The sequence below is a fragment of the Gordonia sp. Swx-4 genome, from assembly GCF_030316175.1.
Classification (GTDB): domain Bacteria; phylum Actinomycetota; class Actinomycetes; order Mycobacteriales; family Mycobacteriaceae; genus Gordonia; species Gordonia alkanivorans.
In genome coordinates this window covers 3272577-3298364 of record NZ_CP128197.1, presented here as the reverse complement: position 1 = coordinate 3298364, position 25788 = coordinate 3272577, and the positions used below count along the sequence as shown (strand labels likewise).

The following is a 25788-nucleotide window of genomic DNA, read 5'->3' as shown; positions in this document are numbered from 1 at the left end:
TCAGTCGCGGACGAGGATCGCCACCGGGTGGTCGGTCCTCGCCGCGGCGAGATCGACGGTGTCGGAATGGGTGACGCCGGTGCGGACATCACGCCAGCGAGTGCCGCGCGGCAACTCGATGACGGTGTCGGCCGCCGATTCGGGTTTGAGGCTGTGGGTGAACCGCGCGGCGATCACGACGACCTCGGGTGCGTCGTCGGAGCCGCGGCCGAAGGCGATGGCGTGATCGGAGGCCGGACCGTCGACCGGCAGGCGGTGGTACGTGCTCGATGCACCGAATGCCTCCGGGTGCCCGGCGCGGACACCGAGCGCGGTACGCACGAGTTCGGCCTTCGGATGTTCCAGGGACCGAGCGAAATCCACCGGCCGTCGGTTGTCCGGGTCGACGAGTGAGTCGTCCCACCATTCGGTGCCCTGATAGATGTCGGGGACGCCGGGTCCGAGGAGTGCGATCGCCTTGCGGGCGAGGGTCTCCTGCCGCCAGGCGGAGGAGGTCCGGGCGACCAGATCGCTGACCGCGGTCGCGATCGGATCGGTGGTCACCTGGTGGATCCAGCGCTCGATCGCCGTTTCGAAGTCCTCGTCGATCTCGGTCCACGTGGTGCGGAGTCCGGCCTCACGCGAGGCCTTGCGGGCGTACTCGACGAGGCGCGCACGCAACTCATCCGTGACCTCGCCATCGGCCGGCCAGACACCGAAGATGTTCTGCAGCAGGAAGTAGCACGTCAGGTTGTCCGGGATCTCGGTCCCCAGCCAGACGCGTTCGATGACCAGCGACCATCGTTCGGGCACCTGCGAGAGGAGTGCGATCCGGGCGCGGACGTCCTCGCCCCGCTTGGTGTCGTGCGTCGACGTCGCGGTCATCGCCAGCGGCCAGCGACGGGCGCGTTGGGCGTTGTGATCGTGGAATTCGTTGAGCGACACCGCCGGATTCGCCGGATCGCCGCCCACCTCCTGAGCCGACACCAACCGCGCGGTGCGGTAGAAGAGGCTGTCCTCGACGCTCTTCGCCGTCACCGCGCCACAGGTCTGCGCCAGGCGTGAGGTCGCGGCACCGGGACTCCGGGTGGCGCGCATGATGGCATCGAGTGCTCGTGTCAGCGAGGGGTTCGCGGCGGCGATCCGTACGGCGGTCGTTTCCAGGCGCGGCCGCAGGGACGGATAGTCGGCGCGGTACACCCCGAGGGCGGCGATGAGTTCGGCGCAGGCGTCGGCGATGGATTCGGAGTCGGCGGCCGGGTCGGAATGGGTGATCGTCCGGACGAGTCGTCGCAGTTCGGTGGGGAAGGACTCGCGCAGCGTCGTCAGCTTGCGCTGGTGCTCCACCGACGCGAACCACTGCGCGTCGCCGGTGTCGCCGGTGAGGTGCTCGTTGAGTTCGGTGAGTTGCACGACGCCAGACGGTGCGACGAACAGCCCGTCGATGATCCGCATCTGGTCGTAGCCGGTGGTGCCCTCGACGGGCAGCGTCGGTTCGAGGGGCTCGTCCGGGGCGAGGATCTTCTCGATGTAGATCAGCCGGTCGTCGCCGACGTCGTGGCGGAGATTGCGGAGGTACTGCTGGGGGTCCCAGAGTCCGTCCGGATGATCGACGCGCACGCCGTCGATGAGGTCCTCGGCGATGAGCTCCCGCAGCCACCCGTGGGTGGCGTCGTAGACCGCGGGGTCCTCCTGCCGGAGGCCGGCGAGTTCGTTGACGGTGAAGAACCGGCGGTACCCGATCAGCCCGCTGTTCCACGGCACGAGCTTGTAGTGCTGGCGCGCATGGACTTCCGCGGCGGTCCCGTCCGCGGTCCCGGGGGCGATCGGGAAGGCGTGGTCGTAGTACCGCAGGTTGCCCTGCTCGTCGATCTCGAGCGGACTCAGGTCGCCGTCGGCGGCGACGACCGGCAGCGCGATCTTCCCGTCGGCGCCGTTGTCGTCGCTGAGGTCGACGTCGAAGTACGAGGCGTATTGCGACCGGTGGCCGTGACGGAGCAGGTCGGCGAACCACGGGTTGGCGAGCGCATCCGCCACACCGGTGTGGTTGGGGACGATGTCGATGATGATGCCGAGCCCGCGATCGGTTGCCGCGCGGCGGAGTTCACGCAGACCGTCGATGCCCCCGAGGACATCGGACACGGCGGGCGGCGGAAGCCAGTCGTAGCCGTGGGTGGACCCGGCCGCGGCCGTGCCGATGGGGGACAGGTAGACGTGACTGACCCCCAGGTCGACGAGGTGATCCAGCGTCGCGGTGACATCGGCGAACCCGAAGTCGCCGTTGAGTTGGAACCTGTAGGTGGCCCGCGGTGTCGGTCGTGTGCTCATCGAGGCGGTGCCCAAGGTCAGGACGTCTTCCGCAGGACGAGCACGGACCGGCCGCCGACCGTCACCGAATCTCGGCAGGCGGCGGTCAGATCCGAGTCGCCGGTCGGATGGGTGGTGTCGAGTTCACCGACCCACTCGAGGCCGTATTGTTCCGGCGGTAGATGGAAGTCGATGGGTTCGTAGTGGGCGTTGAAGCAGATGAAGAACGAGTCGTCGACGACCCATTCACCCCGTTCGTCCTTCTCGCCGAGCCCCTTTCCGTTCAGGAACACCGCGAGACTCTTGCCGAAGCCGCTGTCCCAGTCCGCGGACGTCATCTCCACACCGGCGGGTGTGAGCCACGCGATGTCGAGGGACTGATCGCCCCACCGGATCGGCTTGCCGCCGAAGAAGCGTCGACGGCGGAACACCGGATGCGCGGTCCGCAGCGCGATGGCCTTGCGGGTGAACTCCAGCAGATCGGCGTTCTCCTCGGCGAGAGACCAGTCCACCCAGGACAATTCGGAGTCCTGGCAGTACACGTTGTTGTTGCCCTGCTGGGTGCGGCCGATCTCGTCACCGTGGGCCAGCATCGGCGTGCCCTGCGACAGGAAGAGCGTCGCCAGGATGTTGCGCTGTTGCCGGGCACGCAGGGCGTTGATCTCGGGATCGTCCGTCGGGCCCTCGACGCCACAGTTCCAGGATCGGTTGTGGCTCTCGCCGTCGCGGTTGTCCTCACCGTTGGCCATGTTGTGTTTCTCGTTGTACGACACCAGGTCGCGCAGCGTGAAGCCGTCGTGGGCGATGACGAAGTTGATGCTCGCGAGTGGCCGCCGGCCGGTCGCCGCGTAGAGGTCCGACGACCCGGTGAGCCGGGAGGCGAACTCGCCCAGCGTCGACGGCTCGCCGCGCCAGTAGTCGCGCACCGTGTCGCGGTACTTCCCGTTCCACTCGGTCCACAACGGCGGGAAGTTGCCGACCTGATAACCGCCCTCGCCGATGTCCCACGGCTCGGCGATCAGCTTGACCTGGCTCACGACCGGATCCTGTTGCACCAGATCGAAGAACGCCGAGAGGCGGTCGACGTCGTGGAGTTCGCGGGCCAGCGTGGAGGCGAGGTCGAAGCGGAATCCGTCGACGTGCATCTCCAGGATCCAGTAGCGCAGCGAGTCCATGATCAGCTGCAGCGTGTGCGGATGCCGGCCGTTGAGGCTGTTGCCGGTACCCGTGTAGTCCATGTACATCTCGGGCTCGCCGTCGACGAGGCGGTAGTAGGCCGCGTTGTCGATGCCGCGGAAGCAGACCGTCGGACCCAGGTGGTTGCCCTCGGCGGTGTGGTTGTAGACCACGTCGAGGATGACCTCGATGCCCGCGTTGTGGAATTCGCGGACCATCGCCTTGAACTCGGTGACCGCGCTGGCGGGTTGATCCGGGGTCGACGAGTACTCGATGTGCGGCGCGAGGAATCCGAAGGTGTTGTATCCCCAGTAGTTTCGCAACCCCTGGTCGCGGAGGGTGAAATCCTGCATGAACTGGTGGACCGGCATCAGTTCGATCGCGGTGACACCCAGCGACTTCAGGTGATCGATGATCACCGGATGGCAGAGGCCCGCGTAGGTGCCGCGTAGGTTCTCGGGCACGCCGGGATGGGTGGCGGTCATGCCCTTGACGTGGGCCTCGTAGATGACCGTCTGGTGGTAGGGGCGATTGGGCGAGCGGTCGTTCTGCCAGTCGAAATACGGGTTGATGACCACCGAGACCATCGTGTGTCCGAGCGAGTCGAGCCCGGGCATCGGGTACTCGGGAGCGGGCGGGTTCTCCGGAAGAGGTTCGAGTTCAACTGTTTCCGCATCGTCGGTGGCCTCGGCGACCTCGCCGTCGGTGGCCTCGGGTGCGGCCTCGTCCTCGGCCGCGTCGACCTCCGAAGCGTCGGCGTCCGCCACAGGTTCCTCGGTGGGGTCCTCGGGCGGGCCCTCCGCGTCGTCGGGCGTCGGCAGGGGGTAGGAGAACAGTGAGGCGTCACCGTCGAAGTCGCCGTGGAAAGCCTTGCCGTACGGGTCGAGAAGCAGCTTGCTCGGGTCGCATCGCAGTCCGCGGGAGGGGTCGTAGGGGCCGTGCACGCGGAAGCCGTAGAACTGTCCCGGCACCACGTTCGGCAGGTAGCAGTGCCAGCAGTAGCCGTCGACCTCTTCGAGACGGATGCGACGTTCCTTGCCGTCCCGGTCGATGAGGCACAGCTCGACGGCTTCGGCGACCTCGGAGAACAGCGAGAAGTTGGTTCCCGCACCGTCGTAGGTCGCCCCGAGCGGGTACGGGGTGCCCGGCCACACCGGGATCGGTGCGGGTTCGGGTTCGACGAGTGCGTCGGCCTGGACCGGGTCGTCCGGCATGGGGAGCGGCGGGGTGTCGCTCGTACCCGGATCCGGTTGTTCACCCGCGGTTGGCGAAGCGGTACTGCCCACCTTCGGAGACGACGTCATGGGTTGACCCTAGTCGTGTTGTGTCAGGTGGTCATCTCGGAGAGCGAAACGTCCGCCCGGAGCGGCCGGTCCGCCCGGCGGCTTATACGCGACACCGGAAGGAATGTGAAAGACGCAGGTCACGGCACCTGCGGGCCGGTCCAGGGCAGTTGGGCCTCCATCTGCCGGCCGAGCTCGTCGGTGAGACTCCGGACAAACGTGGCCGAGAGGTGATGGGGGTCCTTGTAGACGGTGATGTTGCCGATGATCGCCGGGCAGAAGTCGTCGGTGCAGATGCCGTTCGACATGTCCAGCGGGTGGAAGTCGGGGCGGGTGGCGGCGAGCTCGAGCGCCGGGTCCTCGGGTGCGAGGACGGCGGCACGTCGCGAACCGCAGCTCTCCGCGTCGCCGCCGTCGGCGAGGCAGATGGGCGTGTCGATGGTGCCCTTGCCGTTCTTCGGCCACGGCGTGTCCCGCATGCCGAACACCGGGACGCCGGCACCGAGGAAGCGATCGAAGATCGGGGTGTAGTCCGGCGGCACCCAGTCGCCGGGTTGGTAGTCGCGCGGTCGCGTCGAGTTGGTGAACACCGCGTCGGGTTTGTCGGCGATGACCTGTTCGATGACACGCTGGCCCCAGTCGTAACACTCGGGGTAGGGGACGCCGCGCTGTTTGGGGACCTCGTTGGTCGACAGCGGACAACCCATCTTCAGGTAGGTCTTGACCTTGAACCCGTTGCGCTTGCCGAGGGTGTCGAGCGCGGAGATCCACATCTCCGCGTGCGAGCCGCCGGCCAGTGCGATCGTGCGGGTGGCGTTCGGGTCGCCGTACACACCGACATGGATCTCGTTGTCGGTGAAGTCGCTCATGTATCCGTCGGTGGAGGTCTCCGGGTAGTCCTGGATGACTTCCAGCGCCGACGGTTGGGGATCGAGGGCGGGGACCGGCCACCCGTCGAGCAGGGCACGCGCACCCGGGTACGACCGCGGGTCGAGGTTCTTGGTGTCGACGACGATGTTGTCGACGTGGTTCTCCCACACCTTGATGGCGACGCCGGCCACCACGCTGCCGAGCAGCAGGATCGCCGTCACCACCGACGTGTAGGACAGCCACCGCGACCGTCCCGCGCGGTTGCCCCGGGGGAGGGCCGCCCGGTCACCGCCGCGGAGCGGGTCCTCGATGTAGCGCTTGGTGAGCCAGGCGAGACCGATCGACACCCCGAGGATGCCGACTCCCTCGAGGAAGTTCGCGTGGTTCTTGTCCCGCCAGGTGAGGTAGAAGATCAGCAGGGGCCAGTGCCACAGGTACAGCGAGTAGGCGATGGTGCCCAGCCACACCGGCCAGGTACTCGCCAGCATGCGGTTGGCGGCCGGCATCCCGTCCGGGGCGGCATGCGAACCGCGCGGCGCCTTCTGCAATGCGGTCGCGCCCGCCCAGATGATGATCAGCGTCGCCCCGACCGGAACGAGTGCCATCGGGCCCGGGTACTCGGCGACGCCGTCGATCCAGAACCCGCAGCTGACGATCAGCGCGAGGGCCGCGACGGTGGCGACGTTGCGCAGCCAGTTGGGGACGCGGAGGCTCGGCAGCCAGATCGCCAGCAGCCCACCGGCCAGCGGCTCCCACAGCCGCGAGAGCGTGGAGTAGTAGTTGTACGGCTGGTTGATGGCCATGCCGCGATGTGCCCACCAGAACGATCCCAGCGCGACCACGAAGACCGCGGCGCCGACCAGGAATCTGATGACCCGCGGGTCGGCGAACGGGCGCGCGAAGTGTGCGAGCAGCTTGAGGACGCCGGCGAACGCCAGGGCGACGAGCAGGGTCAGCAGGAAGAACTGTCCCTGCATCGACATCGACCAGATGTGCTGCAGGGGACTGTTGGCCGAACTCGCGGCCAGGTAGTCCTGGGAGTTCAGAGCCAGGTACCAGTTCTGGTAGTAGAGGGCGCTGGCCACGACCTCGTTGCCGATGTTGGCCCAGCGGGTCTGCGGCAGGACCACGACGGTGAGCACCGTGACCGCGAGGAGCACGGTGATCAGTGCGGGCAGCAGTCGCTTCAGTAGTCGCTTCAGTCGCGGCCACGGATCGAGGGTGTCGCGGAAGGTGACGTTCGGCTTCTGCGCGTAGATCGCATGCCGGAGGAGCGAACCGAGGAAGAAGTATCCCGACAGGGTGAGGAAGACGTCGACGCCGCCGGAGACCTTCCCGAACCACACGTGGAAACAGGCCACGAGGGTGATCGCGATGCCGCGCAGTCCGTCGAGGTCGGTGCGGTAGGCAGGGGTCGTCGGCGTCGAGGGGGCCGACTCCGGCGCCACTACTCGAGTCGTCGATGCCACAGAGAAGTCTTTCGGGTCGGGAACGGTTTCGGCCGGGTAGCAATGTACCCGCAGAAGCTGTGAATTCCTGAGTCGTGACGGTCGCGACACCCGGTGGAGTTGGTCACGGGGCGCAGGAATGTCAGCGACGCGCTCGGGTGCGGGCCCCGTCGAGGATGATCGTCAGTCCGTCGACGAACTCGCCGGTGAAGTCGCGGCCCGACGGTTCGATGACGCCGAGGCGTTCCATCTGTGCGCGGGTCTGTTCCTCGATGGTCAGGCCGATGACGAGCTGACAGATCGCGACGCCGGCGGCCTCCGCGTCACGCAGCGAGAGCCCGCCGGAATGTCCGGCCGCGACGATGTCTGCGGCGATGGCCTTGGTGGACAGGCCGCTGGCCCAGCTCGACGACACGACCTCGGCGCTGTCGGGCACCTCCAGCAGGGCCGCGCGCATCCCGGTGGCGAGCAGCCGCAGCCGCTCGTCCCACCGCAGATCGGCGGCGGGGATCGTCACCGCGCCCAGGATGTCGTCGGCCAGAGCGGCCAGCAGGGTCTGTTTGTTGGGGAAATGCCAGTACAGGGCGTTGGGGCGAACCCCGAGCTCCGTGGCGAGCCGGCGCATCGACAGGTCGGCCAGGCTGTGCTCGCGCAGGATGTCGCGGGCGGCGCGGAGGACGTCGGTGCGGCTGTTGCTCACGCGGTCAGCGTAGTGACCCCGATCGGGCCGCCCGACGCGAGCCACCTGTACACCGTCCAGGCTCTCCCTGTACGGTGTTCAGGAATCCTGGACGGTGTCCAGGCGATCCGGGGAGAGCAGGAGGAGTGCGTCGTGGACCAGGCCGAGGTCAGCCGCGTCGACGCCGAGCACATCTGGCATCCCTACGGGGCACTGCCCGCAACGACCGAACCCCTGGTGGTCGCGTCGGCGTCGGGGGTTCACCTGGAGCTGGCCGACGGACGATCGGTGGTCGACGGCATGAGTTCGTGGTGGGCCGCGATCCACGGTTACCGGCACCCGCGCCTCGACGCCGCGGCCGCCGTCCAGATGGGGCGCATGTCGCATGTCATGTTCGGTGGCCTCACCCACGAACCCGCCGCGCGGCTCGCGCAACTCCTCGTCGAACTCACCCCCGAACCGTTGCAGAAGGTGTTCTTCTGCGATTCGGGATCGGTCTCGGTCGAGGTCGCGGCGAAGATGGCATTGCAGTACTGGCGGAGCCGCGGGGAGACGCAGCGCACCCGTCTGCTGACCTGGCGCGGTGGCTACCACGGGGACACCTTCACCCCGATGAGCGTCTGCGACCCCGACGGCGGCATGCACGCGATGTGGTCGGCGGTGCTCGCACGGCAGGTCTTCGTCGACGCACCTCCGGCCGACTTCCGACCGGAGTACGTGGCCACCCTGGAGGACGCGGTCCGCGAGCACCGCGACGAGCTCGCCGCCGTCATCGTCGAACCGGTCGTCCAGGGCGCCGGCGGTATGCGCTTCCACGACCCTGCATATCTGTCCGCCCTGCGCGACATCTGCGACCGTCACGGCGTCCTGCTGATCTTCGACGAGATCGCCACCGGCTTCGGCCGGACCGGAACCCTCTTCGCCGCCGACGCCGCGCGGGTCGCCCCCGACATCATGTGTGTCGGCAAGGCGCTCACCGGCGGATACATGACGCTCGCGGCGACACTCTGCACGTCCCATCTCGCCGAGGTCATCAGCGCGGGGGAGGCCGGCGGACTCGCCCACGGCCCGACGTTCATGGCCAACCCGCTCGCCTGCGCGGTGGCCGTCGCCGCGATCGAGCTGCTGCTGGAGACGCCCTGGGCCGAGCGCGTGGCGGAGATCGGTGCGGGCCTCGCCGAGGGGCTGGCGCCGTTGCGGGACCTCGACGGCATTGTCGACGTCCGCGTACACGGTGCGATCGGCGTCGTCGAACTCGACCGTCCCGTCGACATGCCGGCGGCCACCGCGGCCGCGATCGACGCCGGCGCGTGGCTGCGGCCCTTCCGCAACCTCGTCTACACGATGCCGCCGTTCATCTGCACGCCCGAGGACGTCGCGACGATCGTCCGCGGAATCTCCGCAGCCGTGCGTGCCACGCTCGGCGAAACATCCTCTGCATCTTCCGAACTCGTGGGGGCGCGATCATGACGATCACCTCGGGACAGCCGGTGGCCGGCCAGGATGTCACCTCGGGTGAGGTCGGACTCGCCTGGCTCGCCCGTGCCGCACGTGATCGTGCCGAGGCCGGCCTGCATCGCGAGCCGCATGTCCGACGAGCCGGTGCCGACGCCGTCAATCTCGGCTCGAACGACTACCTCGGACTGTCGACGCACCCCGACGTCATCGCCGGTGCGCAGGCCGCGGCCGCGCAGTGGGGTGGCGGGTCGACGGCGTCGAGGCTCGTCGTCGGCACCACCGCGGCCCATGTCGACCTCGAGAACGAACTGGCCGATTTCCTTGGTTTTCCTGCAGCACTAACCTTTTCGTCTGGCTATCTCGCCAACGTCGGTGCGGTGACCGCACTCGCCGGACGCGGCGATTTGATTGTCAGTGACACCGGGTCGCATGCGTCGCTGATCGACGGGTGCCGCCTGTCTCGGGCACGCGTGGTGGTCGTCGACCGCGGCGATCACGAGGCAGTACGGGCCGCGCTTGCCGCGCGCACCGAGGAACGTGCTCTCGTGGTCACCGACTCGGTGTACAGCATCGACGGTGAGCCGGCCCCGGTCGCCGACCTGTACGCCGCGGCCCGCGCGCACGGTGCGGTGCTGCTCGTCGATGAGGCCCACGCCGTCGGCGTTCGCGGTCCCGGTGGACGCGGGCTCGTTGCCGAACAGGGACTTTCCGGTGCGCCGGATCTGGTGGTCACCACGGTCTTGTCCAAGTCCTTCGGGGCGCAGGGTGGGGTGGTCCTCGGACCGGAGATCCTCCGGTCGCACCTGATCGACTGCGCGCGCCCGTTCATCTTCGACACCGGACTGAATCCGGCGGCGGTCGGCGCGGCTCGTGCCGCACTACGAGTACTGCGGGCCTACCCCGCGCTGCCGGACCGGTTGCGGGACAACGCTCGCCACCTGGCGCGCGCTTGCGGCGTCGACGAGCCTGCCGCCGCCGTCATCTCGATCATCGTCGGCGATCCGCAGCGAGCCGTCGACGCGGCCGCGGCCTGCCGTGATCGCGGAGTCCTAGTCGGGTGCTTCCGCCCGCCGTCGGTCCCGCCGGGCACATCCCGCCTGCGGATCACCGTCCGCGCCGACCTCGACGCCGCGACTCTCGACCACGTCGCCGAGGTCGTCGACGCCGCGCTACGTGAGGTGGGTGCCCGATGAACGCACAGCCATCTCCGGCCCGAGGTCGCGTCCTTGCCGTCACCGGTACCTCGACCGACGTCGGCAAGACGGTCGTCACCGCCGCCCTCGCCGCTGCGGGACGCATGGACACCGTCGCCATCTGCAAACCCGTCCAAACCGGCATCGCCCCAACCGAACCCGGCGACCTCGCCGAAGTCGTGCGCCTGGCGGGGGACGTGAGTGCGGTCGAGTCCTATCGCTACCCCGAGCCGCTCGCACCGGACACCGCGGCGCGGCGTGCGGGTATGCCGCTCGCCGATCCGTCGGTGATCGTGCGCGCGGTCGACGACCTCGCGGCCACCCACGACCTCACCCTCGTCGAAGGGGCAGGTGGGGTCCTGGTGCGGCTGGGGGAGTCCGCGACGATCCTCGACATCGCCGCCGAGACCCTCGTGCCCGACACAGGCGACGGCGTCGTCATCGTCGTGGCTCCCGGCCTCGGTGCCCTCAACCACGCCGAGCTGACCGTGAATGCGGTGCGCGCACGGGGACTCCGGCCGGCGGGGCTCGTGATCGGCTGGTGGCCGGAGGAGCCCGACCTCGCCATGCGCTGCAACCGATCCGACCTGCCGCGGATCACCGGTGTCCCGGTGGTGGGTGTGCTGCCCGCCGGGGCTGCCTCCCTCGATCCCGCGGAGTTCCGTCGAACCGCCCCGACGTGGTTCGACCCCCACTGGCTGGCCGGATCACTCACCAGTCGTCCGGCCTCGTTCGCCCACACCCCGTAGCTCGATCCAGCCCGCCCGAACCGATTCCAGTACAAGGAGTTCAGCCCCGTGACACAGGCAACCGTCGACACCGCCCACGACGCACAGACGTCCGACGACATCCTCGCCATCGCCCGCGAACAGGTACTCGAGCGTGGTGAACCGCTCGACCGTGAGCAGGTCCTGGCCGTGCTGCGCCTGGACGACGATCGCCTGACCGAGCTGCTTCAGCTCGCCCACGACGTGCGCATGAAGTGGTGCGGTCCGGAGGTCGAGGTCGAGGGCATCATCTCGTTGAAGACCGGTGGCTGCCCGGAGGACTGTCACTTCTGCTCGCAGTCGGGACTTTTCGCCTCGCCGGTGCGCAGCGCCTGGATCGACATCCCGTCGCTGGTGGAGGCCGCCAAGCAGACCGCCAAGACCGGTGCGACCGAGTTCTGCATCGTCGCCGCCGTCCGTGGCCCCGACGAGCGTCTGCTGAGCCAGGTCGCCGCCGGCATCGAGGCGATCCGCAACGAGGTCGACATCCAGATCGCCTGCAGCCTCGGGATGCTCACCCAGGAGCAGGTCGATCAGCTCCGCGACATGGGTGTGCACCGCTACAACCACAACCTGGAGACCGCGCGCAGTCACTTCCCGAACGTCGTCACGACGCATACGTGGGAGGAGCGTTGGGACACGCTGCGCATGGTGCGCGAAGCGGGCATGGAGGTGTGCTGCGGCGGCATCCTCGGCATGGGGGAGAGCCTCGAGCAGCGCGCCGAGTTCGCCGCCGACCTGGCCGCACTCGAGCCCGACGAGGTGCCGCTGAACTTTCTCAACCCCCGCCCGGGTACGCCCTTCGGTGACCTCGAGGTGCTCCCGGCGTCCGAGGCGCTCAAGTCGGTGGCCGCCTTCCGCCTCGCCCTGCCGCGCACCATCCTGCGCTTCGCTGGCGGTCGCGAGATCACCCTGGGCGACCTCGGGGCCAAGCAGGGCATCCTCGGCGGCATCAATGCCGTCATCGTCGGCAACTACCTGACGACGCTCGGCCGGCCTGCGGAGGACGACCTCGACCTCCTCAGCGATCTGTCGATGCCGATCAAGTCGCTCAACGACACGATCTGACCTCTCCGCCACTCCCGACCTTCCCAGACGATCGGTAGCGTGTTCTTTCATGATCGACACCGTCCCGGGGCCGCTCGCCGAACCGTGCAGGTTCGGCGTGTACACCGGCCTCGAACTGGAACTGCAGGCACCCGACGCCATCCCGCCGGCCGCGCGACTGGGGCTTGAACCGCCGCGTTTCTGCGGACAGTGCGGACGTCGCATGGTCGTGCAGGTCCGTCCCGACGGCTGGAGCGCACGATGCTCCCGCCACGGGACGGTCGACTCGGCCGAACTGGGTCGTCGGTGAGCGGTCCGGTGTCCGGACGGCGTCCCGCCCGGCCGGTCACGACCCTGCTCACCGTGACCGCGGTGGTGATCGTGCTCGGCGGGGTCGCCGGCGGGATCTGGGCGCTGGTTACGCCGCCGACCACCGGCGTCGTCCTGAAGGGTCTGACTCGCGACGGCATCTCGACCGATTTCGACGGTGTCGGTGCCTTCGCGCTGATCATGTTCACCTACGGCGGCATCGCCGCACTGGTCGCGTGGGCTGCGGCGCGGCCGTGGCGAGGCGTCACCGGTTTCCTGGTGCCGGCCGCCGGCACGGTGGCCGGCTCCGCGCTCGGCGCGCAGGTCGGAATGTGGCTGGCGGGCTTCCGGTTCGACGATGACCTCGCCGGACCTCCGCTGGAGTCGGTCTACCGCGTGGTGCCCGAACTCTGGCTCGACGGCGGTACACGCGCCGGACACAGCGCGCCCTGGACGCTGCTCATCTGCGCGCCGTTCGCGTGTGCGCTCGTCTACCTGGTCTGCGTCTTGTCCTCACGTACAGCAGATCTCGGCGTCGGGGATCTCGACGACGAGCACCCCGCCGACGATCCTCCCGGGTCGGCGGTCACATCGGCGGACGCAGCGTCGCGAACTCATCTGTGACGCGTAACTCGTTGTCGGCGAAGGCATAGAGCGCCGGCGGCCGCCCGCCGGACCGGCCCGTCTTGCCGACGGTACCGGTGGACACCACCACGGCGCGTCGGCTCAGGATGCGCAGCAGGTTGGTCGTATCCACCGGGTAACCGAGTGCGGCGCAATAGATCTCCGACAGCTCCGACATCGGGAACTGCTTCGGTGCCAGCGCGAAAGCGATGTTGGTGTAGGAGAGTTTGGCCGCCAGTCGATGCCGGGCGGTGTCGATGATCTCGGCGTGGTCGAAGGCCACCGGCGGCAACGCGTCGACGGCGAACCAGGCCGCCCCCTCGGGCAGGGTCACCGGGCTGTCCGAGCGGACGAGACCCATGTAGGTCGACGCGATCGTGCGGACTCCGGGAACGCGTGCCGGATCGGAGAAGACCGACAGTTGCTCGAGGTGAGCGATGTCGCGGACGTCCATCGTGTCGGCGACGAGGCGTCGCGCGACGACCGACAACGTCTCGTCGCCGGCGACATCGCCGCCCGGCAGTGACCAGCGGCCGGGTTCGGTGGCGGTGCGGGAGAGCAGGACGCAGAGCGCGGCGTGGACGTCGCAGCCGTCCGCGGAAGGCGGGGTGCGGACCTGGAAGACGACGCTGAGGACCTCGACCCGTAGACCGGTCGCGTTGTCCGACGCTTGTGAGCCGTCGGAACTGGAGGGATCGGACCCGGCGGCTGGCATGGCGTCGATTGTATGGCCCCCGACGCCGCGTGATCAGCGAACCTTCGACGTCAACACGCGTGCCGCGCCGTCGGTGACCGCGATGGTGTGTTCGCTGTGCGCACCGCGAGAGCCGTCGAACGATCGGATCGTCCAGCCGTCGGCGTCGAACTTGATGCGGTCGGTGCCGAGCGTGAACCAGGGTTCGAGCGCCAGTGTCAGCCCGGGCCGCAGTTTCATTCCGCGACCGGCCTTGCCGATGTTCGCCACATGCGGGTCCTCGTGCATGGTGCGCCCGAGGCCGTGGCCGCCGAACTCCGTGTTGACGCGGTATCCGTAGGACTTGGCGACGGTTCCGATCGCGGCGGAGATGTCGCCGAGCCGGGCGTCGGGGCGGGCGGCGTCGATGGCCGCCGACAGGGCCTCCTCGGTCGCCCGGACGAGACGCTGATCCTCCGGGCGGGGTGTGCCGACGATGACGCTGCGGGCGGAATCGGCGACCCAGCCGTCGATCGAGACCGCGATGTCCATGGACAGCAGGTCGCCGTCGGCCAGGACGTAGTCGTGGGGGAGGCCGTGCAGGACCGCATCGTTCACCGACAGGCAGATGACGTTGCGGAAGGGGCCGTGGCCGAACGAGGGCGAGTAGTCCCAGTAGCAGGATTTCGCGCCGCGATCGGCGATGAGGTCGCGGGCGCGCTGCTCGAGGTCGAGGAGATTGACCCCGACGTCGGCCCGTTCCGCGAGGTCGGCGAGCAGGTCCGCGATGAACGCGCCGGTCACCGCCATGGCGTCGACCTCGGACGGTGACTTCAGCTCGACCATTCCCATTTCCCCTTCGCTGACGTTGGCGGTATGCGGTATAGAAATACCGGACTCTCGGTATATGTATACCGCATCGGCTAGGATCGTGGGCATGGTCCGCAACCCGTTGACGCCGGAACAGATCGACGCCGGCCGCCGTCTGGGCGCCCGGCTGCGCGAACTCCGTGGCGCCCGTCCTCTCGGTGAGGTGGCCGTCAGCGCGGGGATCTCCCCGGAGACGCTGCGCAAGATCGAGACGGGCCGCATGCCGACGCCCGCGTTCGCCACCATCGCCGCGCTCGCTCGGTCGCTGAACACCTCGCTCGACGACCTGGCGGCGGTGCATGACGACACCGTCCTCGACGCCGAGGTGGCGCGCGCCGGGTGACGCCGCGTCCGTCGGGCCTCACCTACGCGGAGGTCGGTGCGACCGCCGGAGAGCTGCCGGCGGGTTATCACCATCTGCGGCGATCGCGCGTGATCGGTGCGAGCGAGGGATGTTTCACCACCGTCGCAGACCGAATCCTGAACTGGGACATGCACCGTCGCGCCGGGATCGGCGTCGACGCCTCCACTCCTGCTGCCGAGGTCGGTGCCACGGTGTCGATGCGTCTGGGCGTGGGCCCCGTGCGGATCTCTGCCGCGTGTCGGGTCATCGAGGTGATCGATTCGGGGTCGATCGATTCGGGGGCTGAGCGCGGCTTCGCCTACGGGACCCTGCCCGGTCACCCGGAGATCGGGGAGGAGCGGTTCTGGGTTCAGCGACTCCCGGACGACTCCGTGGTCGCGCACATCGTCGCGTTCTCGAGACCGGGCCGCTGGTTCACGCGACTCGGTGGCCCGATCGGGCGGGTGGCGCAGTCGCGGATCGCCGAGCGGTACCTCGACGCCCTGATGTGCTCCTGACCGGTCGGCCTGCTCTGGCGCGAGGGACGACGGGAATGAACCGGGTGTGGTGAATGTTACGATGCATAGCGTTTTCGACCATGAGTCGAAAACCTGCTTCGGACACACGGCCCGTGCTCCGGGGACACCGATGACCCGGTGGTGGTAGACGCCCGCCGGGACAGCCAGAGGAGTGGCAATGAGCATCACCAGTGATCGCCCGGCGGCCGTGGCCGCCCCCGGGCTCCTCGATGCCGAATGGTTCGACGCACCGGGCGGCTACGCCGGCGTCGAACCGACTCAGGAGTGGGCAGACGAGGTCCGGCGCCTCGCTCGTGCCCGCAATGCGACGCTGCTCGCGCACAACTACCAGCTTCCCGCCATCCAGGACGTCGCCGATCACGTCGGTGACTCCCTTGCCCTGTCGCGCATCGCGGCCGAGGTGGACTCCGACGAGATCATCTTCTGCGGTGTCCACTTCATGGCGGAGACAGCCAAGATCCTCAGCCCTGAGAAGCGGGTACTCATCCCCGACGAGCGTGCCGGCTGCTCGCTGGCCGACTCGATCACCGCCGACGAACTGCGCGCCTGGAAGGCCGAGTTCCCGGAGGCGGTCGTCGTCTCGTATGTGAACACCACCGCCGAGGTGAAGGGTCTGACCGACATCTGCTGCACCTCGTCGAACGCCGTCGACGTCGTCGCCTCGATCGACCCGGACCGCGACGTGCTGTTCCTCCCGGACCAGTTCCTCGGTGCGCACGTCAAGCGGGAGACCGGCCGGGACAACATCCACATCTGGGCGGGCGAGTGCCACGTGCACGCCGGCATCAACGGTGACGAGCTGGCCGACCAGGCCGCGTCGCACCCCGATGCAGACCTGTTCATCCACCCCGAATGCGGCTGCGCCACTTCGGCTCTCTATCTGGCAGGTGAGGGTGCCGTGCCCGAGGATCGCGTGAAGATCCTCTCGACCGGCGGCATGCTCGACGCCGCGCGGGAGACCGGCGCCAAGCAGGTTCTCGTCGCCACCGAGATCGGCATGCTGCACCAGCTCCGCAAGGCCGCACCGGGGGTCGACTTCCAGGCCGTGAACGACCGCGCGTCGTGCCCCTACATGAAGATGATCACCCCTTCCGCACTGCTGCGCTGCCTGCGTGAGGGCCGCGACGAGGTATTCGTCGACGTCGACGTCGCGGAGAAGGCTCGCAAGAGCGTCGAGCGGATGATCGCGATCGGTAACCCGGGGTCGGGCGAGTGACCGGAAACTCTGCTGTGAGTGAAGGTTTCATCGGCCAGGCCGCGGCCGGCGGCGCGCTCGAACTGGCCATCGACGACGATGTCCGCGCCCTCATCCGTACCGCGCTCGACGAAGACCTGCGATACGGGCCCGACGTCACCACGTTGTCGACGGTCCCGGCCGGCGCTGTCGTCGACGCCGCGATCGTGAGTCGTGCGCATGGCGTGATCGCCGGTGTGCCGGTGGTGATCGCGGTGTTCGACGAGGTCATCGGCGCGGGCAATTTCGAGGTGACGGACGCCGTCGCCGACGGCAGCGTCGTCGAACCCGGCGATGTCGTCCTGCGCGTCCACGCGCCGACGGCCGCGCTCCTGACGGCCGAACGCACCGCGCTGAACCTGATCTGCCATCTGTCCGGGATCGCGACCGCGACCCGGGCGTGGGTCGACGCGGTCTCCGGCACATCCGCGCAGATTCGTGACTCCCGTAAGACGCTCCCCGGCCTGCGACTGCTGCAGAAGTATGCGGTCCGCGCAGGTGGGGGAGTCAACCACCGCATGGGTCTCGGCGACGCCGCACTGATCAAGGACAACCACGTCGTCGCCGCCGGTTCGGTCGCAGCGGCGCTGGAAGCGGTTCGCGCCGCAGCTCCGGGCCTTCCCGTCGAGGTCGAGGTCGACTCCCTGTCCCAGCTGGACGAGGTCCTGCCGCTCGAGCCGCAGCTCGTGCTGCTCGACAACTTCGAGCCGTGGGAAACCCAGATGGCCGTGCAGCGACGCAACACCCACTCGCCGCAGACCAAGCTGGAGAGCTCCGGTGGTCTGACGCTCGACGTTGCCGAGGACTACGCCCGCACGGGCGTCGACTACCTGGCCGTCGGTGCACTCACCCATTCGGTCACGGTGCTCGACCTCGGGCTGGACATCCCCGCGCCGTAGTCTGACGACGTCAGTCCGCGGCGTCATAGGCCTCACTGAGCCACCGGTGGACCTCCTCGTCCACCTCCGCGGCCCCACGCACCTCCAGGTGGTGCATCCACACGCGCGGTGAGGGGTGCGCGACTTCCTTGAAGCGGGCAGAGTCGATGCGGTGCGGAAGGGCGATCGACAACACCGCTGGTACTTCGGATCGCAGGTACAGGCCGGGACGCCACACGAAGGCGAAACCGGTCCGACGTCGAAAGTTGACTTGGCTCTTCGTAACTCGGACGGTGATGTCGTCTCCCAGTTCATGAATGGCGTCCTCGACCGCACGGTGGATCGACAGGCCCACCGGCGAGCCTGCAAAGAAGTCCTCGACCTTGTGCGGGGTGTCCATGGTCATTCTGGCTCCAGAATCGCACGGAATCCTCGACGACGGTCCACCACCTTCTTCACGACCGCGATTCTCACCGGTGCGGGTAGGCGGCGGCGAGGAGTATCGAGGCGAGGGTGGCTTCGGCGTCGGAGGCGTTGCGGAGGTCGATGATCTGGCGCATCTGGAGGCGTGGGGTATCGCCGGACTCCGGTTCGGGTCCGTGGATCTCGTTGCGTACCTGTTTGAGTTGTTCGTTGAATCGGCGGGGGATGTCAGGTCGGCGGTTGATGCGTTCGGGGTTGGGTGGTGCGCCGGGTTCGGCGTTCAACCGCCAGGCGCAGCGGCCTTCGTCGGGGCCTTCACGGACCATGCGGGTGGTGTAGCCGCCGGGTTCATTGCTGACCATGCGATTGTGTTTCGGGCACGCCGGTGCGAGGTCGGTGATGTCGGTGAGTCCACCGAGACCCCAATCCAGTTGCGCGTGGTGCATTTCCACGTGCGCGGCGGATATGCCGCAGTCGGGGGTGGAACAGACCTCGCCGTCGGGTCGGGCGAAGGACACGAGACGTTGTTCACGGGTGGCCAACCTCTTGCCGCGTCCGAAGTACAGCGGGACGGCGGTGGCGTCTTTGAACACCGCCAGCCAGGGCTGGGTGTCGGCGGCCATGTTGACGAGGTCGGTGATCGGGATCAGGGTGCCGGTCGCGGTGGTGGCGAACCCGGCTTCGCGTCGTAGGTCGTTGAGATCGGCTTTGATGATCAGCTGGATGGGTAACCCGCGGTGGCTCTTACCCAGGAGTCCGTCGTCGAACACGGCTTTCAGGAGTGCGTTGAGGGCGTCGTGGTTGAGCTGGGCGGGGGTGCGGTCGTCGCGTGCGGCTGCGGCTTCGACCGCCTCGGGGTCGGCGTCCTCGATGGAACCGTGGGGGGAGTCGGGGTCGTCGGGGTTGTTCATGCCGGGTTTGGCCCAGACGGCGAGCAGCATGGTGATGCGGGCGAGGAGTTCGGGGGTGAGGTTGGCGGTCATCTGGGCGGTGCCGTCGGCGCGTTGCCGGTTGACCGACAGATTGCGTCGACGTTTGCGGTCGGTGTCGTCGGTCAGTGTGCCGTCGGGGTCGAGGTGGGCCAGCAGTCGTGCACCGAGGGCGGTGATGTCGGCGGGGGTGTGGTCGACGGCGATCTCGGCCATCTGTCGTTCGGCGGCGACCTTTACGTCGTGGTCGACGGCGTGTGGGATCTGGTCGAGGACGTCGAGTACTGCCCGGACGTGGGAGGTGCTGACCTTGCCGTCGGCCAATGCCTCTGCCAGAGCGGGGCGTTCGGGTTCGAGTGGTTCGCCGGTCGGGCTGAGGTGGGTGGCGGTCGCGTGGCGTTGTTTGGTGCGGCGCATGGGGTCGGCCACGCGTAGGCGGTGGGTCATGAACTGGGTGATGCTGCGGTGGCCGGTCTTGTGGGGTAGGTCGCGGTCGGCGATCTCGATGATCTGTCGGTCGCCGGCGAAAGTGAGTCGGGCGATGGCCTGTTCGGTTCCGGCGGCGACGTCGATGAGTTCGGCATCGGAGCACTGCGCCAGATCGACGGCCTGGAGTTCGGCGGTGATCCGATGCAGTTCCTGCACGAGTTCGGAGGGGCGGGTCGACGGCCCGACGTCGGTGGTCGAGATTCCGGTCAAGACGGTCACCCCCGATGCCGTGTTCGAATGTACATTCGACTTTAGCCGGAATCATGCTGCGGTGCAACGCTTATCGAAATCAGATAGGTGACCCACGTTTGTCGGAGGTGTGTGCTATCGGGTCTCCCACGGCGGGCCGGGTGTCGGCGAACCTCGCAACGAAGATTGGCTATTACGATATACGGGTATGGGGTATATAGTCGGTCGCATGAGTGCTACAGCGATCCATCCCGCGCACGACACGGGTACGCACGAAGGTCACCAGCACGCTGGTGGCGAACACGGCGGTCACGCCGACCACGTCGGCCGGTTCCGCCGACTGTTCTGGATCATGGTGGTACTGGCCATCCCGACGGTGGCGTTCAACGAGATGTTCGCCCACCTGATCGGATACTCGCTGCCTCACCACGGGTGGGTCATGTGGATCTCGCCGGTACTGGGCACGGTCATCTACTTCTGGGGCGGCCGGCCGTTCCTCGCCGGTGCGGTCGGGGAGATCCGGTCCCGCCGGCCGGGGATGATGCTGCTCATCGGGCTGGCCATCACTGTCGCCTTCGTGGCGTCGTGGGGCGCGAGTCTGGGGTTGTTGTCCGGTGAGCTGAACTTCTGGTGGGAGCTTGCGCTCCTTGTCGCGATCATGCTCCTGGGGCATTGGGTCGAGATGCGTGCGCTGGCCCAGACGACATCGGCCATCGACTCGCTGGCGGCCTTGTTGCCCGATGAGGCGGAGAAGGTCGACGGCGCCGGAACGGTCACCGTCGCCGTCTCCGAGCTGCAGGTGGGCGACGTGGTACTGGTTCGGCCGGGTGCATCGATCCCGGCCGACGGTGACGTCGTCGACGGTACGGCGGATGTGGACGAGTCGATGATCACCGGTGAGTCGCGCCCGGTACGACGATCGGTCGGGGATCGCGTGATCGCCGGGACCGTCGCTACCGATTCCGCGGTTCGTGTCCGGGTCACCGCGATCGGTGATGACACCGCGCTGGCCGGGATCGAACGGCTCGTCGCCCGAGCGCAGGCGTCGACGTCGCGTGCCCAACGTCTTGCCGACCGCGCCGCCGGGTGGCTCTTCTGGTTTGCCCTCTCCGCGGCAGCTGTCACGGCAGTCGTCTGGACCTCGGTGGGAATGCCTGACTCCGCGGTGGTCCGGGTGATCACTGTCCTCGTCATCGCCTGCCCGCACGCTCTCGGTCTTGCCATCCCGTTGGTGGTTTCGATCGCGACGGAGCGCGCGGCGCGAGGGGGAGTGCTGATCTCCGACCGGCTCGCCCTCGAGACCATGCGGTCGGTCGACGCCGTCCTCTTCGACAAGACCGGGACGCTGACCCGTGGAGCTCCGACGGTCCGTTCCGTCGAACCAGCGCGCGGCCGCACCCCGGACGAGGTCCTGGTGCTGGCCGCGTCGGCCGAGGCGGACAGCGAGCATCCACTCGCCGTCGCAATAGTCGAGGCCGCCCGGGGGCGGGGACTGGAGGTGCCGGCGGCGCAGGACTTCACCTCCTCACCGGCGGTGGGTGTCTCGGCGAGAGTGGACGGAGTGCACATTGCGGTGGGCGGGCCGAGATTGCTCGACAGCCAGGGTGTTGCAGAGCTGTCGATCGCGGGCACCTGGCGCGATGAGGGCGCGATCATCCTGCACGTCGTCGCCGACGGTGAGGTCGTCGGAGCGCTGGCGTTGACCGATGAGGTGCGACCGGAGTCGCGCGAAGCGATCGACGGCCTTCGGCGCCGTGGGGTCGAAGCGGTGATGGTCACCGGAGACGCGCGAGCGGTGGCCGAGGATGTGGCTCGCGAGCTGCGGATCGACCGCGTCTACGCAGGTGTCCGGCCAGAGGACAAGGCCGACAAGGTGGCCGAGCTGCAGCGCGAGGGTAAGCGGGTCGCGATGGTCGGTGACGGGGTGAATGATGCGCCGGCGCTCGCGCAGGCGGACGTCGGGATCGCCATCGGCGCCGGTACCGACGTCGCCATCGCCTCCGCGGGCGTGATCCTGGCGTCCTCGGACCCGCGGTCGGTGCTCTCGGTGATCGAGTTGTCGCGGGCGAGCTACCGGAAGATGGTGCAGAACCTGTGGTGGGCGGCCGGGTACAACCTGATCTCCGTTCCACTCGCGGCCGGTGTGTTGGCGCCGATCGGATTCGTGTTGCCGATGAGCGTCGGCGCGATCCTGATGTCGGTGTCGACGGTGGTCGTCGCGCTCAACGCCCAGTTACTCCGTCGGCTCGATCTGTCCCCCGATCGGCAAGCGTCACGGTGACTGCGATCGGGTGACCTGACGCCTGGTCTGCCCGAGGGCTCGGACCCGCTGTCTCCCGGCGGTTCCGAGCCGTCGCCGTGTCTGCGAAGGGCCTCTCAAGGTTCGTGATCGAGAACGGCTACATCACGCTGGTGATCTCACTCACACAGGATCATTTGTCCAGCATGGCCCTACCTGCGATGTTATCTGAAATACACTGCACCACAACATGTTTCAGTTTCCTATATGAAACAGGATTCTACGGGTCTTGAAAGTATTCTCTGGGATTCTTGAAATCGTCCCGTAATAGTCGAATTTTCATATCTACTGCTAAGTAACAACAATGTGGAAAGGGGGGTCGAAAGACCCTCTCCGTCCGCACCTGTTGTTCCGTCTCCCCAACGATGTGAAGATTTGTGACATCCCCTCATGAAATACTCTTCCTCTGCGCGTAAGCCCCGACACGCGTGCGACAGAACCGGCAAAGCGTCTCAGTTCGTCGGTTTTCGATCTGCTCGTCAATGGGCAATTGGTCTGGGTGGAATAGCGCTCACTGCGAGTGTCGCGGCAACCGCATTCGGAGGGGCTGGTGCCGGCGTCGCCGCTCCGCCTCCGACGGTTTCGACCTTCAATCTCTTCATTCCCGGGACCTGGGAAACGGATGCGGCCGCTGACCCGACCCACGCCACCGGAGCGCTGGCGGGGGTGGCCGACTCGATCTCGCGGACGCATGGCGACTCGGCGACCATCTACTTCCTGCCTTACATGGCGCGGGCCTTCGACAACGGGCGGACGTACGGGGACAGCAAGGCCACCGCGATCGCGAACGCGTCGAAGGTCCTCGCCGACCGGGCGGAAGCCGATCCCGATCTGAAGTTCACGATCAGTGGCTACAGCCAGGGTGCGGACGCGGCGGGAGATCTCGCCGCGGCGATCGGCAACGGCGACGGCCCGATCCCGGCGGACAAGGTGCTGGCAGTCGGCCTACTCGCCGACCCCGGTAACGGAACCGCTGGTCAGTAGACCGTCGGCCCGAAGCCGCGCGGCATCGGGATCGCCGACCCGCGACCCGAGGGGATGGGGAAGCTGTCCGGGAAGGTCACGAGCATCTGTGCACCCTCCGACCTCTACTGCTCCATCGACAAGCGGCGCCATCCCGTCCTGGGCAAGATCGGCACCGTCCTCAGTGAGGGGGCGGAGGAGGTGGCGGACGCCGTCGAGACCGCCATCGACGTCGTCGGCGCGATCGCCAGGATCGACTATGCCGGTCTGGGTGCGGACATCGGTCGATTGCCGCAGCTCATCGGGGTGGGAGACCTTCGCTCCGCCCATAAGGTCGCGGGGCGTGTGAACACGCAGTTGCGCCCATTCGTGAAGCTCGCGGACACGGTGGACTACGCGAAGACCGCCCGCATCCTCGACCTCATCCCGGATCAGACGGGTCTCGCCAAGGTCGGCGCCTCGATCTGCCGCGTACTCGATCGGGTGGACATCGAACGTAGCGCGGACCTGGTCGGGGAGGTTCAGGAGCTGACCTGGACGGCGGCAGGATCGGTGGGGGCACGAGTCGGTGCGGCATCGATCCCGGACACCGAGGTCTCGGCCGAGGAGGTTCTGGAGCTGGGGAAAGAACTCGCCTCGCTGGTTGCGGACACGACCGTCGATGCCTCTGACGACGAGGACGCGGGCGAGGGGAAGAACTCCGGGGTGTTGTCCGAACTGATCTCGCCCGAGTTCAGGGAGCTCGGCAAGGAGCTGGCCAGGATCGTCACGAAGCAGGCCATCACCGACCCGGCGTCGCTGATCCGCGACGCCGTCACGGCGAAGGACTTCTACTCCGGGAGCTCGCACACCGACTACGCGAAGCTCGTCGTGGATGAAGTGGGTCGGAGTGCGATCGCATGGCTGGGCGTCTGGCTGGCGGACACCATCAACAAGGCCGGCTCGAAGGTGGAAGGTGACTCGGACTAGGCCGCTGCCGACGTGTGCCAATAGCTGTTGTCGAAATACCAATGACCATTGTCGTAAATTTCGGGACATTAAAGATCTTGGTCGAATGTCCATTTGGATCTGTAGTTCAAACGGCCGACAGATACGACAACGGATGTAATCAGAATTCTGGAACAAATGACCTAGAGGCGGTGAGTCACTTCACACGGCCAATCTCGAAAAACAGGTAACAAAAAATCCGAAACAATCTAAATTACTCGTGAGTAGCAATGAGCTACGCCCCCGCAGAATGATGGACGGAAGATGACCAACAACCAGACCCCCACCAGCGCCCCCCTGACCGACGAAGAGCGCAACCGCAAGAGCCGCAAGCGCAAGGCCATCCTCGCCTCCGGTGCAGTCCTCGGCGTTGGCGCTGTGGTCACCCTCGCCGCGTGGAACGACACCGTATTCGGTTCCGGAACATTCGGTATCGGCGAGAGCGCTTGGAACGTGCAGGCCAGTACCGTGTCGGATACGGAGGGGTTCGCGGAGTATGCGGACAGCGCCGCCCCCGGCGTCATCTCGTTCCCAGTGGTCGCGGGTGTGAACCCGGTCAACCTGATGCCCGGGCAGACCACCAAGGGCAGCTTCTGGCTCAAAGAGACCAAGGGCAAGATGGACGCCGACATCACCATCCAGGCTCCTGCGAACGCGACCAACACTCTTGCCCAGGCGCTCTACGTGACCATCAAGGACGGGTCCACCACCCTGGTGAACAACCAGCAGCTGAGTAGCAGCGGCGTCGCAACGACGTTCCGGGTCACCAAGAACACGGCCAAGAAGATCGACTTCGAGGTGACGTTGCCGGCCAGCGCCAATCCCAACAACATCCTCGACACGAGTGTCACCCCGCGCTGGGAGATGAGGGCACAGAGCGTCGACAACCCGTGAGTCGTTCTCGATCCGGCGGCAAAGCCTCCTTCCCATCCCTGGGCGCCGCCGGATCGAGGGTTCACGCGACCCGCAGAGTTGTGCTGCCTGCCAACCGAATCCGCACCCCTAGATCTCAGAGAGACGGCGCGATGACGACGACCTCGAGTCCCTGCACCGACCGACCCGACGCGAATGGGTCCGGCATTCGGGATTCGTGGACGGTGACCGCACCGATGAGGGTCGTGGCACCTGCCCCGCGGGTGGTCTGGACGTCGGCTCCGGCGGGCCACGTTCCGGCGTCGGAGGCCCCGACCCTGCCGATTCCGATCGTGCCGTCACCGCCGGTTGTGGACGCGGCTACTGCCGAACCGGCGCCCGTCGAATCGCACGTGGCGACGCCGGCGACGCGGTCGCTGGGCAGTCGGCTCGTCGACTGGGGGCTGAACATCCTCGCAGTGTTCGGCGTGTTGTGTATTGCGCTGACAGTCCTCGCCTTCGTGGGCAACTACACGATCATCATGTTCAAGACAGGTTCGATGGATCCCACCATCCCGCAAGGATCCATCGCTGTCGTGCACGAGATCCCTGCGACCGAGGTGAAGGTCGGAGATGTCATCACCGTCGACCGTGGGATCGGTCTGAAGCCGATCACTCATCGGGCGATCGCGGTGAAGCAACTCGGCGGCGGCGAGGCCCTCATCGAGATGCAGGGCGATGCCAATCCGAACCCCGACCCGGAGCCCTACCGCGTGAGCCAGGTGCGCAAAGTCGTCTGGCATGCACCGGGTCTCGCAAAGCAGATCGTCTGGTTGTCGAATCCGTACGTTCTCGGGGCCATCACCCTCGGTGCGGCACTCCTCGTCCTCTGGGCGTTCTGGCCGAAGTCGACGACCGGTCGCCGCCGGGACGAGCACAACGAACCCTCTCGTTCTTGAACCCAGTTCCTCCGCAACTCA

General features: G+C 67.5%; 24 protein-coding genes. 15 read left to right on the top strand and 9 right to left on the bottom strand.

Features of this window, described 5'->3' with window-relative positions:
• From treY to PWF70_RS15020, 4 genes are all read right to left on the bottom strand, one after another.
• Complete coding sequence (gene treY / locus PWF70_RS15035) at positions 1-2307, bottom strand: malto-oligosyltrehalose synthase (RefSeq protein ID WP_035752764.1); 2307 nt, start codon at positions 2305-2307, stop codon at positions 1-3.
• Between the two features lie 17 nt (positions 2308-2324).
• Entirely contained in the window at positions 2325-4766 is a 2442-nt protein-coding gene (gene glgX / locus PWF70_RS15030; RefSeq protein ID WP_280088820.1) for a glycogen debranching protein GlgX, read from the bottom strand.
• Positions 4767-4885: 119 nt separating this feature from the next.
• Positions 4886-7063 (bottom strand): acyltransferase family protein, encoded by a 2178-nt coding sequence (locus tag PWF70_RS15025; protein WP_006359649.1) that lies wholly within the window; start codon positions 7061-7063, stop codon positions 4886-4888.
• A gap of 142 nt (positions 7064-7205) precedes the next feature.
• Positions 7206-7763 (bottom strand): TetR family transcriptional regulator, encoded by a 558-nt coding sequence (locus tag PWF70_RS15020; protein WP_006359648.1) that lies wholly within the window; start codon positions 7761-7763, stop codon positions 7206-7208.
• A gap of 132 nt (positions 7764-7895) precedes the next feature.
• Between PWF70_RS15020 and PWF70_RS15015 the strand changes: the two genes are divergently transcribed.
• The 6 genes from PWF70_RS15015 to PWF70_RS14990 are packed head-to-tail and all read left to right on the top strand — an operon-like array spanning position 7896 to position 13140.
• Positions 7896-9212, top strand: a complete 1317-nt coding sequence (locus PWF70_RS15015) for an adenosylmethionine--8-amino-7-oxononanoate transaminase (RefSeq protein ID WP_006359647.1) — start codon at positions 7896-7898, stop codon at positions 9210-9212.
• Entirely contained in the window at positions 9209-10393 is a 1185-nt protein-coding gene (locus PWF70_RS15010; RefSeq protein ID WP_006359646.1) for an 8-amino-7-oxononanoate synthase, read from the top strand. The genes PWF70_RS15015 and PWF70_RS15010 overlap by 4 nt, the downstream gene beginning before the upstream one ends.
• A complete protein-coding gene (gene bioD / locus PWF70_RS15005; RefSeq protein WP_155225367.1) occupies positions 10390-11142 on the top strand; it encodes a dethiobiotin synthase in 753 nt (250 codons plus the stop codon). The genes PWF70_RS15010 and bioD overlap by 4 nt, the downstream gene beginning before the upstream one ends.
• A 48-nt stretch (positions 11143-11190) precedes the next feature.
• A complete protein-coding gene (bioB, locus tag PWF70_RS15000) occupies positions 11191-12228 on the top strand; it encodes a biotin synthase BioB (protein ID WP_035752615.1) in 1038 nt (345 codons plus the stop codon).
• A 49-nt stretch (positions 12229-12277) separates the two neighbouring features.
• Entirely contained in the window at positions 12278-12517 is a 240-nt protein-coding gene (bsaP, locus tag PWF70_RS14995; RefSeq protein ID WP_005198868.1) for a biotin synthase auxiliary protein BsaP, read from the top strand.
• A complete protein-coding gene (locus PWF70_RS14990) occupies positions 12514-13140 on the top strand; it encodes a DUF2567 domain-containing protein (RefSeq protein ID WP_006359643.1) in 627 nt (208 codons plus the stop codon). Before bsaP ends, PWF70_RS14990 begins: the two co-directional genes overlap by 4 nt.
• On the opposite strand, the gene PWF70_RS14985 is transcribed toward PWF70_RS14990, so the two are convergent.
• Positions 13103-13855, bottom strand: a complete 753-nt coding sequence (locus tag PWF70_RS14985) for an NUDIX hydrolase (protein WP_006359642.1) — start codon at positions 13853-13855, stop codon at positions 13103-13105. The genes PWF70_RS14990 and PWF70_RS14985 overlap by 38 nt on opposite strands.
• A gap of 33 nt (positions 13856-13888) precedes the next feature.
• Positions 13889-14659 carry a type I methionyl aminopeptidase gene (map, locus tag PWF70_RS14980; protein ID WP_286352655.1) on the bottom strand — a complete coding sequence of 257 codons (771 nt, stop codon included), beginning with the start codon at positions 14657-14659 and terminating at the stop codon, positions 13889-13891.
• Between the two features lie 91 nt (positions 14660-14750).
• Here map and PWF70_RS14975 point away from each other — a divergent pair, with 91 nt between their 5' ends.
• The 4 genes from PWF70_RS14975 to nadC all read left to right on the top strand — a co-directional run bounded on the left by PWF70_RS14975 (position 14751) and on the right by nadC (position 17698).
• Positions 14751-15026 (top strand): helix-turn-helix domain-containing protein, encoded by a 276-nt coding sequence (locus PWF70_RS14975; RefSeq protein ID WP_040004234.1) that lies wholly within the window; start codon positions 14751-14753, stop codon positions 15024-15026.
• Positions 15023-15544 carry a DUF1990 domain-containing protein gene (locus PWF70_RS14970; RefSeq protein WP_006359639.1) on the top strand — a complete coding sequence of 174 codons (522 nt, stop codon included), beginning with the start codon at positions 15023-15025 and terminating at the stop codon, positions 15542-15544. The genes PWF70_RS14975 and PWF70_RS14970 overlap by 4 nt, the downstream gene beginning before the upstream one ends.
• Positions 15545-15722: 178 nt before the next feature.
• Positions 15723-16781: a quinolinate synthase NadA gene (nadA, locus tag PWF70_RS14965; protein ID WP_006359638.1), complete on the top strand. Its 1059-nt coding sequence runs from the start codon at positions 15723-15725 to the stop codon at positions 16779-16781.
• Between the two features lie 14 nt (positions 16782-16795).
• On the top strand, positions 16796-17698 hold the full coding sequence (gene nadC / locus PWF70_RS14960) for a carboxylating nicotinate-nucleotide diphosphorylase (protein ID WP_081724804.1): 903 nt from the start codon (positions 16796-16798) through the stop codon (positions 17696-17698).
• 10 nt (positions 17699-17708) lie between these two features.
• Here the strand turns inward: nadC and PWF70_RS14955 are convergent, their stop codons facing one another.
• A complete protein-coding gene (locus PWF70_RS14955) occupies positions 17709-18083 on the bottom strand; it encodes a DUF5655 domain-containing protein (protein ID WP_006359636.1) in 375 nt (124 codons plus the stop codon).
• Positions 18084-18147: 64 nt separating this feature from the next.
• Positions 18148-19728, bottom strand: a complete 1581-nt coding sequence (locus PWF70_RS14950; RefSeq protein ID WP_483154465.1) for a DUF222 domain-containing protein — start codon at positions 19726-19728, stop codon at positions 18148-18150.
• 208 nt (positions 19729-19936) lie between these two features.
• Here PWF70_RS14950 and PWF70_RS14945 point away from each other — a divergent pair, with 208 nt between their 5' ends.
• The 4 genes from PWF70_RS14945 (at position 19937) to PWF70_RS14930 (ending at position 24850) form a co-directional block, all read left to right on the top strand.
• A complete protein-coding gene (locus PWF70_RS14945) occupies positions 19937-21988 on the top strand; it encodes a heavy metal translocating P-type ATPase (RefSeq protein ID WP_081474364.1) in 2052 nt (683 codons plus the stop codon).
• A gap of 684 nt (positions 21989-22672) precedes the next feature.
• A complete protein-coding gene (locus tag PWF70_RS14940) occupies positions 22673-22990 on the top strand; it encodes a cutinase family protein (RefSeq protein ID WP_231380932.1) in 318 nt (105 codons plus the stop codon).
• A 54-nt stretch (positions 22991-23044) separates the two neighbouring features.
• Complete coding sequence (locus tag PWF70_RS14935; protein WP_006360066.1) at positions 23045-23938, top strand: hypothetical protein; 894 nt, start codon at positions 23045-23047, stop codon at positions 23936-23938.
• Positions 23939-24220: 282 nt separating this feature from the next.
• Complete coding sequence (locus PWF70_RS14930; protein ID WP_006360065.1) at positions 24221-24850, top strand: SipW-dependent-type signal peptide-containing protein; 630 nt, start codon at positions 24221-24223, stop codon at positions 24848-24850.
• 115 nt (positions 24851-24965) lie between these two features.
• On the opposite strand, the gene PWF70_RS14925 is transcribed toward PWF70_RS14930, so the two are convergent.
• Positions 24966-25280 carry a hypothetical protein gene (locus tag PWF70_RS14925; RefSeq protein WP_231380936.1) on the bottom strand — a complete coding sequence of 105 codons (315 nt, stop codon included), beginning with the start codon at positions 25278-25280 and terminating at the stop codon, positions 24966-24968.
• A gap of 7 nt (positions 25281-25287) precedes the next feature.
• On the opposite strand from PWF70_RS14925, the gene PWF70_RS14920 reads away from it, so the two are divergent.
• Entirely contained in the window at positions 25288-25767 is a 480-nt protein-coding gene (locus PWF70_RS14920; protein ID WP_231380939.1) for a signal peptidase I, read from the top strand.
• Positions 25768-25788: the final 21 nt, after the last annotated feature.